At 64.8% G+C, this 14,120-nt stretch carries 14 protein-coding genes; 3 read left to right on the plus strand and 11 right to left on the minus strand.

All coding sequences use genetic code 11. From position 1 onward, the window contains the following. Nucleotides 1-4 precede the first annotated feature (4 nt). From ADBZ9O_RS01770 to ADBZ9O_RS01795, 6 genes are read right to left on the minus strand one after another with little or no spacing between them, the layout of a single operon-like run. Nucleotides 5-622: a hypothetical protein gene (locus ADBZ9O_RS01770; protein WP_526527806.1), complete on the minus strand. Its 618-nt coding sequence runs from the start codon at nt 620-622 to the stop codon at nt 5-7. Continuing rightward, nucleotides 619-1,566 carry a peptidase gene (locus ADBZ9O_RS01775; protein WP_526527808.1) on the minus strand — a complete coding sequence of 316 codons (948 nt, stop codon included), beginning with the start codon at nt 1,564-1,566 and terminating at the stop codon, nt 619-621. The genes ADBZ9O_RS01770 and ADBZ9O_RS01775 overlap by 4 nt, the downstream gene beginning before the upstream one ends. Further along, nucleotides 1,542-2,516 carry a hypothetical protein gene (locus tag ADBZ9O_RS01780; protein WP_526527810.1) on the minus strand — a complete coding sequence of 325 codons (975 nt, stop codon included), beginning with the start codon at nt 2,514-2,516 and terminating at the stop codon, nt 1,542-1,544. Before ADBZ9O_RS01780 ends, ADBZ9O_RS01775 begins: the two co-directional genes overlap by 25 nt. Then, complete coding sequence (locus ADBZ9O_RS01785; RefSeq protein ID WP_526527812.1) at nt 2,507-2,980, minus strand: hypothetical protein; 474 nt, start codon at nt 2,978-2,980, stop codon at nt 2,507-2,509. Before ADBZ9O_RS01785 ends, ADBZ9O_RS01780 begins: the two co-directional genes overlap by 10 nt. Continuing rightward, nucleotides 2,970-3,842: a DUF58 domain-containing protein gene (locus ADBZ9O_RS01790; RefSeq protein WP_526527814.1), complete on the minus strand. Its 873-nt coding sequence runs from the start codon at nt 3,840-3,842 to the stop codon at nt 2,970-2,972. The genes ADBZ9O_RS01785 and ADBZ9O_RS01790 overlap by 11 nt, the downstream gene beginning before the upstream one ends. A gap of 15 nt (nt 3,843-3,857) precedes the next feature. Next, nucleotides 3,858-4,859, minus strand: coding sequence for an AAA family ATPase (locus ADBZ9O_RS01795; RefSeq protein WP_526527816.1), 1,002 nt, complete (start codon nt 4,857-4,859; stop codon nt 3,858-3,860). A gap of 164 nt (nt 4,860-5,023) precedes the next feature. Between ADBZ9O_RS01795 and ADBZ9O_RS01800 the strand changes: the two genes are divergently transcribed. Both ADBZ9O_RS01800 and ADBZ9O_RS01805 read left to right on the plus strand, forming a co-directional pair. Next, nucleotides 5,024-5,305: a GlsB/YeaQ/YmgE family stress response membrane protein gene (locus ADBZ9O_RS01800; protein ID WP_526527818.1), complete on the plus strand. Its 282-nt coding sequence runs from the start codon at nt 5,024-5,026 to the stop codon at nt 5,303-5,305. Nucleotides 5,306-5,334: 29 nt separating this feature from the next. Then, the gene (locus ADBZ9O_RS01805; protein ID WP_526527820.1) at nt 5,335-5,811 is read left to right on the plus strand and encodes an SRPBCC family protein; all 477 of its coding nucleotides are present in this window, start codon (nt 5,335-5,337) and stop codon (nt 5,809-5,811) included. A gap of 21 nt (nt 5,812-5,832) precedes the next feature. On the opposite strand, the gene ADBZ9O_RS01810 is transcribed toward ADBZ9O_RS01805, so the two are convergent. The 3 genes from ADBZ9O_RS01810 to ADBZ9O_RS01820 form a co-directional block, all read right to left on the minus strand. Then, nucleotides 5,833-6,519 carry a class I SAM-dependent methyltransferase gene (locus ADBZ9O_RS01810; RefSeq protein ID WP_526527822.1) on the minus strand — a complete coding sequence of 229 codons (687 nt, stop codon included), beginning with the start codon at nt 6,517-6,519 and terminating at the stop codon, nt 5,833-5,835. A gap of 65 nt (nt 6,520-6,584) precedes the next feature. Further along, nucleotides 6,585-6,917, minus strand: coding sequence for an STAS domain-containing protein (locus ADBZ9O_RS01815; protein WP_526527824.1), 333 nt, complete (start codon nt 6,915-6,917; stop codon nt 6,585-6,587). Then, entirely contained in the window at nt 6,917-11,035 is a 4,119-nt protein-coding gene (locus ADBZ9O_RS01820) for a SpoIIE family protein phosphatase (RefSeq protein WP_526527826.1), read from the minus strand. Before ADBZ9O_RS01820 ends, ADBZ9O_RS01815 begins: the two co-directional genes overlap by 1 nt. Nucleotides 11,036-11,195: 160 nt before the next feature. Between ADBZ9O_RS01820 and ADBZ9O_RS01825 the strand changes: the two genes are divergently transcribed. Then, entirely contained in the window at nt 11,196-12,347 is a 1,152-nt protein-coding gene (locus tag ADBZ9O_RS01825; RefSeq protein WP_526527828.1) for an LLM class flavin-dependent oxidoreductase, read from the plus strand. 12 nt (nt 12,348-12,359) lie between these two features. Here the strand turns inward: ADBZ9O_RS01825 and ADBZ9O_RS01830 are convergent, their stop codons facing one another. Both ADBZ9O_RS01830 and ADBZ9O_RS01835 read right to left on the minus strand, forming a co-directional pair. Further along, nucleotides 12,360-12,791: an acyl-CoA thioesterase gene (locus tag ADBZ9O_RS01830; protein WP_526527830.1), complete on the minus strand. Its 432-nt coding sequence runs from the start codon at nt 12,789-12,791 to the stop codon at nt 12,360-12,362. An 18-nt stretch (nt 12,792-12,809) separates the two neighbouring features. Continuing rightward, on the minus strand, nt 12,810-14,108 hold the full coding sequence (locus ADBZ9O_RS01835) for a hydroxyacid-oxoacid transhydrogenase (RefSeq protein WP_526527832.1): 1,299 nt from the start codon (nt 14,106-14,108) through the stop codon (nt 12,810-12,812). Between the last annotated feature and the right edge of the window lie 12 nt (nt 14,109-14,120).

The following is a 14,120-nucleotide window of genomic DNA, read 5'->3' on the forward strand; positions in this document are numbered from 1 at the left end:
GCTTTCACATGCCGGCTTGCGCGGCCGCATCGCGCAGAATCTGCTGCAGCCGGTCCTGCGGGTCGCCGGCTCCGGGATTGAGTCGCAACCGTATGTCCGGGTCGGTCGGGGCGACGCCCACCGCTCCGAGCGGCGGCGGAGCCGCAGCTGCTGTCGGCGGCGGCGGGGCTGCCGGCGGAGGTGCCACCCGGGCGGCAACGAGTTTGCGCTCGATGCGGGCCGCGGCGTCCTCACGAAGCGCCCGTCGGTCAAGATCAGGATCGGAGTTTCCGGCGAAGCACCCATCAGGGGCTTGTTGCACCGCGGTTTGCGCGCTGACATAACGGGCGACCGCCGCGTTGCCGTCGAGGGCAGCTGCCGCCCGGTCCCCCAATGTCTCGCGAACGAGTTCAAGGTTGACCCGGGCCGGACACGTATCGGCGTCTCCAGCCTGGGCCAGGCTCTCGGTGAATTCACGGTCCGCGTCATCAAGGCGGTACTCACGCACCGCTTCGATACCCGCGCTGAAGTGCGACTTCGCCAAAATACCTTTCCCTGCCTGGGAAATCGCGACAGCCATGACGATGACGATCAGCACGGCGACAGGAGCCGAGAACAACAGCAGCCGACGACGGGCGGTCATCGCGGCACATCCAGCCCCGTGAGCCTGCTGCGCCGGAAATCGCGGAGTGTCAGGTAAAGCTCCATCAGGATCAGGACTGCTGCGCCGAGCGCCGGCAGCCAGTACGTCTCGGTGCCGCCGGCTGTCATCACCGGTGCCGCGGCAGCGCTCGATCGATCGTCGTCGGGCAGAACGGTCGTCAACGGCACGATATCGTCGCGAGGAATCAACGGCACCCCGATTTGATCAGCGACGAGCTGCAAGGCGCCGGCATCAGCGCCGTAGCCCAGCACCGCGCCGCCGTCGACAGACCCCGTGGGTAGATCGAATTGTTTTGCGGGAATCTCTGATTCGGGCGCACCCGCGCCGAGGTAGAACACCAGATTCGGCGCGCGCCGGTACTGCTGGGCTGCGGCGATGAGTTGGTAGCGCAGCAATGTGCTGGCGGCACCTACGTTGGTCTGGGTGAGTGCGTCGGGCCCAGCGGCGTAGGGACTGACCGCGGACAGCACCGGCCGCAGGCTCCAGGTGTCCGCTGACAGGGGCCAGTCCAATGATGCCGCCGATGCAAATCCGATGACGGCAAATCGTGCGTCCGGATAGCGGTCGATCAGAGCAGCGATATCGTTGCGCGCGAGAGCCATCCGCGCCTGCCCGTCGATATCCCTGATCGACATGTCCGGTGATCTATCGACGACCAGGAATACGTTGGGATCATTGCCACCGGCTATGACAGCCTCGGCCTGGTCTTCTCCCGCAATGACCGGGCGTACCGCCGCGATGACGAGTAGTACTGCCGCCAGACTGATTCCGGCCCAGCGCAACCGGGCCACCCGATGCGAACCGAAGGTCGACATGTGGCGCAGCGCGACGATCCGGGCGGCGACGACGAACACCGTCAACACCGCCAGGAGCACCGGCCACAGCACCGGCTGCCAGATCATCGTCGCATCACCACCGGCCACAGCGAGAGCATGCCGAGCGCCAGCAGGGCCAGTACCACTGCCACACCGGGAGATTCGGTGCATTCGACGCTGGCGTCGCCATCGACGGCGCCCGTCGGGGCTGGCGGATGGTTTCTGATCTCGGTCAGGCGCGCCGCGACATCGGCATCGCTGGCGAACGAACGTCCGCCCGTCTCCCTGGCCAGTGCGGTCAGCGCACCACCATTCGCCCCGGTGATCACAGCGTTGACCTGCACGCCGGCCGTCGTGGCCAAGTCCCGAACATCGTCCGCGGTGAACAGTTGGGATCCGCCTGCCTCTGTCCGCGAACCGGGCCCGAGGTAGATCAGGGATCGACGTTGTGCGGTCTTCTTGTCGAAGGACGGAAAACCCGTCAAACACAACGCCAGCAGATCCTCGACGCTCCCCGCGTAATCGGCATACGACACTGCGGGCGACCATGTCGCTATATCGTCGCGCTGACCGGCCGATAAGCCATACTGGTTGAATTGTGCTGCCGCATATTGGTAGTCGCGGGTCAGTGGTATCACGCGCCGATTCGGCGATGTCAGTCCGATACGTTGGGTACTGAAAGTGTCCACCTGACCGGCGAAGTACCGCAGCATCGCCGACGCCGCAGGATCAGCGACGGGTTCACCGATGCAGAGCATGATGTCCTCGGGTTGAGCGGCTGGCGATTCGCCGCCCAGCGTGGGCAACCCGATGGGTCGGGCGCCCGCGATCACCGTCGCGGTGAAAATGACGACCAACAGCGAGATCGTCCCGGCAGCTGTGATCGTGCGCAGCCGGGCGGCCCGGCGGTACTCCGGCAGACCGGTGAGCCGGGCCAGGTTGGCCAGCGCACGTGGCTGCCGCCGCCCGAATGTCATCGGCCGCAACAACACTGCCATGATGCAGATTGCCAGCGCCACGCACCCGGCGATCGCCACCAACCACCACGTCAGCTCCACGTTCGGATCAGCTCCTCGACCGTGTCGCTGACGACCCCGACGTCCACCGTCGACGCGGCATTGAACTGCGCGTCGACCAGATCGGTCAATACCGGTGCAGCAGAGCCGATTTTGCTCTCAGCGATGGCATCCACCTGCATATACTGAGCTCTTACGCCGGTCGTCCTGTGCAGAAATCCACGTAGCTCGTTGCTCACCGCTGTGGCGGCGGGGGCGGCGGCCAATTCACCGGAACGATAGCGTGCGCCGATCGCGTGTACCGCACGCGCGAAACGGCGTCTGATCAGTGCGTCCCTCGTCGCGCCGATGACCGGTAGATCGCGCGGCTTTCGACCCGGCATCGTCACGATGAATACCCCGGCATACCAACCGATCAGAACGATCGCCAGGGCGAGCGCCAGCCATGTCCACCACGACGAGTACGACGGCGGGCCCATGACGTGGCGGAGCAGATCATCGGGCACGGCTGAAGACCCCCGTCATCGCCGTCAATCCGGCCCTGACGCGCGTGCTGCCGGTGATCCTGGCGTGTGGTACCCCACGTTGTGTCAGAAACTCTGAAAGCTCTTCTCGGCGAACCGCTTCTGCCTGGCGGTACGCCTCGACCACGCGCGGGCCCAACTCTGCCCCACTCAACACCAGGCGGCCGTCGGCGACATCGTAACTGTCGTGCTCGTCATCCACTGACCCGGCCGCAGCCATATCGGAGATCATCGCCCACATCACCTCATGCCGGCCGGTGAGCCGGGTCAGCACATCCGCGAGCCGGTCGTCGACATCTGGTTCATCGGATACCACAACGATGAGCAGCGGATGCCGATAGTGCTGGGCGACCCAATCCAGTTGCCGCAGAATGTTACTCGATCCGGTTCGCGCCGAGGTGTGTTGGTGAAGACGGTGCAGCATGCTCTCGATGTGCGTCTCGCCACGTCGGAGCCGGATGTCGACACAACCGCGGTCATCGCCGAACACCATGCCGATCTCGTCTGACCTGCGCAACGTGATCAATCCCGTCGCGCCGATGACATTGGCGGCAACATCGCGCTTGGTCTCACCCGACGGTGTCAGCCCGGCGGTGTTGCGACCGGCGTCGGCGACCACCAGGATCTTGTGGTGCTTCTCGGAGACGAATCGTTTGATCAGCGTGTGGCCCGAGCGCGCCGTGGCCTTCCAGTCGATATCGCGGACATCGTCTCCCGCCACATACGTCCGTAACTCGTCGAATTCGAGGCTGCGGGTGTGCACCAACGCATACCGGCCACCCTCCAGGAAACCGGAGGTGTCGCGGCCGAAGTACTCCCTGGCGCGGTCGAGATGCTTACCCACGTTTTCGGCGCGACCTCACGGCACCGGCACAGCTGTCAGCACCGCATCAACGACCGCATCAGGGGTGATTCGCGCGCTGGCGGCCTCGAAGCCCAGGACCAACCGGTGACGTAGGACCCGGTGTGCCATCGTGGCGATATCGTCGGGGAGGACGTGCCCACGCCCCCGCAGGACGGCGAGGGCGCGCGCGGTCCGGCAGAACGCGATGGTGGCGCGCGGGCTGGCACCATATTCGATCAACCGCGCCATATTCGCCGGCAGGTGCTTCCCGGGTGCGCGGGTGACGCCGACGAGTCGACTGGCGTACCGGATCAGCTCGCGGTCCATATGCACGGTGGCGACCACATCCCGGACGCGTCGGAGATCCTCGACGCCGACGACGGGTGCGCTGTGGTGCTTCCTGTCGTAGAGACCCGCGTCCATGCGTTCGATCACTTCGACTTCGTCGTCAACCGACGGGTACTGCACAACCTCTTTGAGCATGAAGCGGTCCGTCTGGGCTTCCGAGAGCGGGTACGTGCCCTCCTGGTCGACGGGATTCTGCGTGGCGATGACCAAAAAGGGGTCCGGGAGCGGGTACTCGACACCCGCGATGGTGGTCTGGCGTTCTTCCATCGCTTCGAGCATGGCGCTCTGCGTCTTGGCGCTGGAGCGGTTGATCTCATCGAGCAGCAGAATGTTGGTGTGCACCGGTCCGAGTTGGGTGGCAAAGGTGCTGGTAGCCGCGTCGTAGACCTGGGTGCCGATGATATCGCTCGGCAACAGGTCAGGCGTGCATTGGATCCGGCGGAAGCCGCCCTGGATCGACTCAGCGACGACGCGCGCCGCGGTCGTCTTGGCCAACCCGGGAACGCTTTCGATGAGCAGATGCCCCCCAGCGAGCAGGCCGATGAGCATCGACTCCCGCAGATGACCCTGGCCCACCACTTTTGCCGAAAACGCCGTCGCCACCGCGTCGACGATGCGCTGAGCCTCGGCCATCTCCCCTTGGTCAAGCTGCGATCGTGCTGCGGTCATAGATCCATCTGAGACTTTCTCGACATCGTTCGAAGGCGGCCGGAGCCCATCGAGGTCTGTACCCCGCTCGGCAGCAAACCAATCGCCGGCGTCGGTGGGGGTTTAGTCCGCGCCCAACGGGTAACTCGAACGCGTTCGTCCCCCAGTAGCTAGGAGCACATCGCATGATCGGAACCATCATCAGCGCCATCGTCGTCGGACTGATCGTCGGCGCACTGGCCCGGCTGGTCATGCCAGGTAAGCAGAACATCGGCGTCGTCATGACCGTGATGCTCGGCGCCGTCGGCTCTTTCCTGGGCACGTGGGTGGCCTACAAGCTGGGCTATTCGAACCAGAACGGCGGCTTCAAAATCATCCCATTCCTGGTCGGCATCATCTTTGCCATCGTGCTGATCGCCGGATACCTCGGTATCACCGGTAAGCGCGGCGCCCGAGCGCCGCGTTGACGACCCTCAACGTGAATGGAGTCCGCGCCATGACAGATACCCCGGAAGTTCACAGTTCACTGACCGTCAAACGAGACACAACGGCATCACGACAACGAGTTTGGGATGTCATTGCCGACGGCTGGACCTACTCACAGTGGGTGGTCGGCAATAGCAGGATGCGCGCCGTGGCCGCGGACTGGCCCGCCCCCGGCAGCACCATCCACCATTCGATTGGCGTGTGGCCAGCGCTGATCAGCGACAGCACAGTCGTCCTTGACAGCACTCCGGCTCGAGAACTGGTGTTGCTTGCCAATGCACGGCCTCTCGGAAAGGCCCGAATCACACTGCGCCTCTTCGATATCGACGGTGGCGGCTGCCGCATCGAAATGGCCGAAGTGCCCGTGACCCCGCCGCTGAGCTGGTTGCCCGACAAGATCTCACTGACCGCAGCCTTCCCTCGTAACCGCGAATGTACGTGGCGGTTGGCCGCCCTAGCTGAACGGCGCCAGGACGCCGACGACTAACGCACCCGGTACGGATCGCGCTTAGGCGTAGCAGACCCAGCCACGAAACGAAAACGCCGAGAAGAACTCGGTGACAGCCGTGAAACCGGCCTCCTGGAACACTGCGCGGTCCTGCTCGGGTGTCAGGACAGGAACTCCCGATTCGACCGCGGTACGTGCCCTCTCCAGGTCGGACGATGCGATGCCGGAGGCGGCAAGGTAGGCCATGTGACGGTCTATCCACATCTTTCGTTCGGCATGGTCACGCTGGGCAATACTCAAGTGCACCGCGACAAACGGTGCCCCCGGTGCCAATCGGCGCCGCACCTCAGCCACCGTCCGGCGCCGTTCGTCGTAGGCGAGAAAGTGCAGTGTCAGCAGGCTGGTCGCGGCGTGGAAAGGCCCGAGCGGGGCATCGTCGATATATCCCCGGTGCATTCGCACCCGAGATGCCATCGGCCCGAGGGTATTCGACGCCAGATCCAACATGGCCGCAGACGGGTCGACAGCATCGAACGTCCACTGTGGATGGGCTTCGGCAAATGCCGTCGTCTCAAGTCCGCCGCCGGCCCCGAGTACCAGAATGTTGGCGTCCCGCGGGGCGTGTTCATCGAGGAGGACGCTAACAAGTCGATGAATATCGGTCAGGGCAGGCACCATTCGCCTGGCGTGTGTGGCGTATGCCTCGACGTGCATCGGATCATCGAACGGATTGACTGACGTGGTCACCCTTCGATGGTGGAGGCACCTATTCGGGTTGGCAAGCCTTCTTGCCATATGGGCAATGGCCTGCGCTAGACGGCTTGGGGCTCCGGCCCCTGGGCAGTCACGACGTCCGCGACCTCGCCCAGGCCGCTGATGCTGAGCACCCGAACCAGGAATGGGTGCACGATGAGGCGCAGGCGGTCGACTTCCTCGGCGTGATTGAACAGCGCGTTGATACCCGCACTGTCCAAATACTTGACCGCGCTGAGGTCTACGGTGATCGGCCCTCGCATGCCCCCGCTGGCGGAGGCGAGCGCCTGGGTGAATACATCGATATTGCTGAGGTCGATTTCCCCTACCGCGATAACCCGCGGTGCCCCGTCGGCGTCATGGTCGGTATTCAAGGTGAGTTGAGTAGGCATCAGATGATCCTCGCTTGCATGTGAACCGTGGTCCCGGCATCATCAGAGTGAATAGAGAAGTCCTCCATAAGGTTTCGCATCAGCGTCACACCGCGCCCGCGACTGATATCAGCGATCTCACGCGGGGTCTTCCAAACGCCGGTATCGGTCACAGTCACATTCAACCGATCGACGACGGCGTCTACCCGTAGCGAGACGATGCCCTGCGGTCGGTCGCGGTGGCCGTGTTCGATCGCATTGGAGACAGCTTCCCCGGTAGCGATGAGAATGTCTTGAATCTGATCGGGCTCGACACCCGCTCGGGTCAACCAGCTACGCAACGCCGCCCGACTAGGTGCCAGGTGGTTGACGTCGGCGGCGAAATCCAGCGCGAGCGGGGCAGGCTGGCGGTACAGCAACATGGCCACGTCGTCGGGATAGCCGCCCCCGGGCTCGAGATCGGACATCAACTGATCGGCCACCCTATCGAGGGTTTTCGAACGGCCTTGCAGCACAACATCTGCGGCCCGAGCCATCCCATCATCCATTGAGGTGCCGCGGCGCTCCACCAGACCGTCGGTATACATCAACAGTGTCGCGCGGGGCGGCATCGTCACCCGCACTTCGGGCCTGGGCCGACCGGGACGGAGCGCAAGAGGAAGTCCTCGCCCGCCTTCCAACATCACGGTGGCGCCGTCGGCACGCACCATGATAGGCGGCGGATGACCAGCGCTGGAGTACACAAGTTCACCTGTGTCGATGGTGAGCACCGCACAGAAGGCGGTGGTGCACCTGGCGCCGGGCAGTCGTGAGGCAAACCGGTCCAAACCGGCCAAAGCCGCGCTGGGACTGGACTGTTCGAGTAGCAACGAACGGCATGCGCTGGACAACTGGCCCATCACCGTAGCGGCGGCCAGGCCGTGCCCGACACAGTCGCCGACGATCAACGCCACGCGTCCGTCATCAAGTTCGATGACGTCGTACCAGTCGCCCCCGATCTGTAGCGGACGACTGGCCGGGTGGTACCGCACGGTGAATCCGTCGGGCAGGGTCTGCGGACCCAGCATCGCATGTTGCAGCGCCAGAGCCGTCTCACGTTGTTCGTCCATCTGGTAAACCCGTTGCAGCCCTTGGCCGAGACGTCCCGCCAACACCGTGAGCAGAGTGTGATCGGCCGAGGTGAACGGTCGCTGCTCGGCCAACTCGACCCAGATCACCAACACGCCCCGGGGATGCTGCAGCGCGATACCCGCCGAGCCCGCGTCCTCAGCCCGAGGGCTGAGTAGATCGGCGTCCCGCAGTGACTCGATCAGCTGCCGCTGCCCTGGCGACAGATCGTCCCACTCGGCGGAATCGCCCACGCAGATCAGACTTGGGGCAACCGATTCCGAGCCGCCTCGGGGCGAGGGACCCGGGAATGTCGCCGCCAGAACGCGCCGCGCCTGCCATACCTGCCGCAGTTCTTCGGCGGCTCCGCGCAAGGCTTCATCAACCGTATCTGCCTGTACCAGTTGCTGATTCAGAGCAGCAAGAGCAGTCTGGCGTTGCACCGTGTAGTGCTCGGCTGTGACATCTCGAAAGGTGCCGACCATGACGCGCCGCCCGGAGTCGGGATCGTCGGCATAATTGAAGTTGACTGCGATCCACAACCGGTGTCCATCACGGTGATTGACAGGAATGGTGAAGCCACCGTGGCTGTTTCGCAGCAACGCCGCGAAGACTGCGTCGACCTCTCTACGGGATTCGGGGTCGGTCTCGGCATCCGGCCACCACGGGTGGGTAGGTTCATAGGGCAGGTTCTCGGGGCCGTAGCCGAGCATCTCCGTGAACGCAGCGTTGATCTCGATGACGGCACCGCGCTCATCGCACACGAAGAACGCTTCCTGCAGCGACTCCAGCAAGGCGGTGCGCCAGCGGAGGTGATGATTGCGCAGCCGGGCCAAGGCGAGGTTGGCCCGCACCCTGGCGAGCAGTTCGGCTGCGGCGAACGGTTTGACGAGGTAATCGTCGGCGCCGGCCTGCAATCCTTCGATGGAGGCTTCCTGCCCGGCTCGCGCGGACAGCAGCAGGACGGGCAATGCGGCGGTACGCGGGTCACCGCGCAGAGCTGCGACAAGCTCAAGACCGTCCAGCCCCGGCATCATCACATCGCTGATGACCAGGTCGGGTAGCTGCGCGCGGATCGCCGCCAGTGCTTGCTCACCATCGTTGACGGCCTGCACCTGATACCCCGCGGTCCGCAACAGGTTTGTCAGGTACTCGCGCATATCGGCGTTGTCGTCCGCAATCAGCACGCGCGCCAGCTCGCCATCGGCTGGGGCGCTCATCGCCGCACTCGCGGTCGCGTCGGTGACATCCGCCCGATCGGGCAACCAGCGAAGCGCCTCCTGCACATAGGGTTCACCGATAACACCGGCGGCAGCGCGGGCGCCCGGGGCGGTGGCGAGTCCGTCGGGAGGCAGATGGGCCGCACCGAACGGCAGTCGGACGGTGAACGTCGAGCCCGCGCCCTCCCTGCTGTCGGCGGTGATGGTGCCGCCGTGCAACCCGACAAGTTCTCGAACCAGTGCCAGCCCGATTCCGCTGCCTTCCGTGGACCGGCCGCGCGCAGATTCGACGCGGTGGAACCGTTCGAAGAGCCGGGGTATCTCGGCAGCGGCGACCCCGATCCCGGTGTCGGTGACGGTGACCACCGCGTGCTCGCCGTCGCGACCCACGCGGACGGTGATGGCGCCCTCGAAGGTGAACTTCAACGCGTTCGAGAGCAGGTTGAGCACTACCTTTTCCCACATGTCGCGGTCGACGTAGACCGGCTCGTCCTGCGGTGGGCAGTCCACGGACAGCGTCAGCCCGGCCCGGTCCACTGCCGATCGGAAGACACTGGCGAGGTCGGCGGTGACGGCCGCCAGGTCTACGGGCTCGAACTGGGCCTGTATTCGGCCAGCCTGGATGCGGGAGAAGTCCAGCAGCGTGTTGACCAACTTGGCCAGCCGCAGCCCGTTGCGGTGAACGAGCCCCAGCTCTTGTCGTACCTGCTCATCGAGCCCAGTGCGGTGCTGCAGGTCATCGACGGGTCCGAGGATCAACGTCAACGGGGTGCGGAACTCGTGGCTGATATTGGAGAAGAACGTGGTCTTGGCCCGGTCGAGTTCGGCAAGTTCCTCCGCGCGCTGCTGCTGGGCCCGATAGCTGCGAGCGCTGAGGACACCGGCGGCCACGTGTCCGGCGACCAGATCGACAAAACCGCGGTACCCGTCGTCGAGCGGACGGTGCCGGTTGAGCGCGGCCACCAGAAATCCGATGGGAGCGCTGCCTTGCTGGAGTAGCGGCACCACCAGCGCCTGGGCCGGCGGCTCCTGCCAGGCCCCCGTCGGCAGCGGCAGTGTGCCGTCGAGTTCGATCAACGCGGATTCACCGTGCGCGGGCGTGTCGACCGGCCATAACGAATCCGCGTCGGACCGCAACGTGGAGGGTGCCGCGGGATGGCCCAGCGCAATGCCACTGACGCCGGCCAGCTGCGCTTCACCGTCGTCGTCGAATAGATAGGTCATCGTGAAGGGCAGGTCCGATAGATTCCGGCCGAGCTGATCGGCGACGAAGTCCAGCATCTGGCGTTCGGTACGCACCACGCTCGGATCAGAGCCGAGGTCTCGCAGCGTCGCCATCCGGCGTTCACCGATCACCCGGTCGGTGTCTTCGCTGACGACGCAGAGCATGCCGACGACGCGGGCATCATCGTCACGCAAGGGGCTGTAGGAGAACGTGTGATAGGTCTCCTCGGAATAACCCGACCGCTGGAGGAACAGCAGCAGGCCCTCATCCCACGTCGCCTCCGCGGCGGTCAGGACACTGTCGATGCGGGGACCGATATCGGGCCAGATCTCTGCCCACACTTCGCGGGCCGGGCGGCCCAGCGCCCAGGGGTATTTACTGCCCAGGGTGTCGCGGCGATAGGCGGCGTTGCAGAAGAACGTCAGGTCCGCACCCCACGCCATCCACATCGGGAACCGTGATGCCAGCAGGATGTCCACGGTGGTACGCAGGCTCTGCGGCCAGGCCTCCGACGGACCTAGGGGGCCGGCCGCCCAGTCGACCCGTGCGAGATCGCGCCCGATCTCGTCGTCAGCGCGGAAGACCACTCACATCCCTTTCATGATCAGCCTCAACGAGACGTCGCTTCCGTGCTGTATTGGACGATCAACGACTCTTGCATCAAGAAAACCATCCGCCAAGTTCCTTCCGCCAGGGTTTTAACCCAGAACGTGCGTCACAAATCGGGTCGGCGGTCAGAATGACCGGATGCGCTTCGGAAATTTCATGGCTCCTTTCCATCCCGTCGGACAGAATCCGACGTTGGCAATTGAACGGGACCTCGACCTGATCGTGGCGATGGACCGCCTCGGGTTCGACGAGGCGTGGATCGGCGAGCACCACTCGGCCGGTTTCGAGATCATCGCCTCGCCAGAGGTTTTCATCGCTGTTGCCGCCGAGCGGACCAAGCACATCAGGCTCGGCACCGGAGTCAGCTCGCTGCCGTACCACAACCCGTTGATGCTGGCCGACCGCATGGTGCTGCTCGACCATCTCACCCGCGGCCGGGTGATGTTGGGCTGTGGGCCGGGTCAATTGACCTCAGACGCGCACATGCTCGGTATCCCCGCAGACGAGCAACGACCGCGGATGGAGCAGTGCCTTGACGCGATCATGCGCCTGCTTCGCGGTGAGACCGTCACCATGGCGACCGACGGTTTCACGCTGCAGGATGCGCGCCTACAGCTCAAGCCGTACAGCGATCCGTGTTTCGACGTCGCCGTCGCCGCGTCATTCTCACCGACCGGCCCGCGCGGTGCAGGCACCCACGGCGTCGGCATGCTGTCGATTGCGGCCACCGCAAAGCAGGGGATGGATCTGCTGGCCCACCATTGGCAGACGTGGGAGCAGGTTGCGCGAGAGCACGGCCACATCGCCGACCGGTCCAAGTGGCGCCTGGTCGGTCCGATGCACCTGGCCGATACCCGAGAGCAGGCCGAACGCGACGTCGAGTACGGCATCGCCGCGTTCTCGCGGTACTTCAAGCACATCCTGCCCGCGGGGCCGGTGCAGGGTGACACGGCCGCAGAGATCATCGCCAATAATCGCGAATCCGGTTTTGCGGTGATCGGGACGCCTGATGACGCGGTGGCGAAGATCGAGGAGTTGGTCGAAGCCAGTGACGGCGGTTTCGGCGCCTTCCTGCTCTTCGATCACGACTGGGCGACCCCTGCCGCCAAGGCGCATAGCTACGAGCTCTTCGCGCAGTACGTGATACCGCATTTCACCGGCCAACTCACCGGGCCTGCCGCGTCACAGGACTGGGTTCTCGGCAGTGGGACCGAGTTCGTGGACCGGGCTGCGCACGCCATCGGCAAGGCGATCGACGACCACGCCGCCGAGCAGGCGGCGAAGGCTTAGTGTGATGACGGCTTAGTTGACGACGAGTGTTGCCAGGGCCGCGCGGATGGGATCCGGGATCGGGACCGCTTTGCGACTCTCCCGATCGACGAAGACATGGACAAAATGTCCTTGTGCCACAGCGTCTTTACCGTCGGCGGGGAAAATGGCCGTGCCGTAGGTGACGGAGCGGGTGGAGAGTTTATCCACGCGCAGGCCCGCGGAGAGCTCATCCGGGTAGGCCACCGGCGCCAGGTACGAGCACATCGACTCGACCACCAGCGCGATGACCGGCGAGGTGTCGATATCCAGTCCCCCTTCCCTGATCAGGAAGTGGTTGGCGACTGTGTCGAAATAGCTGTAATAGGTGACGTTGTTGACATGTCCGTAGACGTCGTTGTCCATCCACCGCGTGGTGATCGGCAGAAAATATCGATAGTCCTCGACGTTATGCGCTGCGGGCATCGTCCCGCTCCTCCCGAGTCACCAATAGCGGATGCCATCTTCAAACAGTGTTGTCAGCAACGGTTTATCGCTGTCGATGGGCGCATTCTGCAGCAGCCGCTGCTGTGGCCAGGCACCGTCGGCCAGGGTGACGCAGTCTGCGTCGGTGTAACCGACCGCCGATAGCCCGTTGGGCATGCCCACTGCGCGCATGATGCGCACGAGTTCATCGGCCAGGACGGTACCCGCGTCGTTGGGGTCGATACCGTCGATGTCGGCACCGAGATGCTCGGCGGCTTCGAGATGGCGTTGCGGGTTGGTGGCCGCGGTATGACGAAAAACCGCCGGAGCGTTCAGGATTACCGCCATGCCATGAGGTACCAGGGGCTCCGATCCCGGGTAGCCGTCGGCGTGGAACCCGCGGACCTGCCCGGCCACCGCGTAGGCCATCGCGTGCGGGATGTGCACTCCTGCGTTGCCGAACGCGATACCGGCAAGCGTTGCGGCCCACATGGTTTCCTCACGCGCCTCACGGTCCGACTGGTCGCGGACGGCTCGCTCCAGATACCGGCCGAGTAGCCGCATCGCTTCCCGGCTCCCGAGGTCGCTCCACGGATTGGCGCCCTGGCTCATCGGCCTCGCCTTGGCGGTGGGGCGGCGCACATAAGGCCGCGCGGTGAACGACTCCAATGCATGCGAGAGCACGTCGAGTCCGCTGCACGCCACGACCTGGGCGGGCAGGGTATCGGTGCAGTCGGGGTCAACGAGCGCCTCTGACGGCCGCAGGGCCGGCGAGGCGATCCCGGTCTTGGCCGCCATCGACAGTAGATCGAAGATCGCGATACCGGTGACCTCGCTACCGGTGCCCGATGTCGTCGGGCAGGCGATATGCGGTTTCAGCGGGCCGGGGACCGCTGTGCCCGCCCCGACCGGCGGATTGACGTACGCCAGAAAATCCGCCGGGTGACTGGCGTAGAGATTCGCCGCCTTGGCGGTGTCGATCACCGATCCACCGCCGAGCGAGACGTAGCCATCTGGCTGCGCTTCGACCGCGAATGCCGCTGCCTGCTTGAAGGATTCGTCAGTCGGTTCGACCTCAACCTCGGTGTAGACGATCACGTCGATACCCGCGGCGCGCAAACAGCGGTGTGCCGTCTCGAAGACCGCGAGCTGCGACACCTGAGCGTCAGAGAACAACGCCACCCGAGTCATCCCGAGAGCAGCAGCGCGGTCGCCGAGTTCCTGGAGGCAGCCGCGGCCGAAGGTGATCCTGGACGCGTCGACGGTGAAGGCGGTGTCGAATCCGTCGCCGGCGGGCTGGTAATGACAGCAGCTCATCAAACCTCCCAA

The organism is Mycobacterium sp. (genome assembly GCF_965229105.1).
GTDB lineage: Bacteria > Actinomycetota > Actinomycetes > Mycobacteriales > Mycobacteriaceae > Mycobacterium.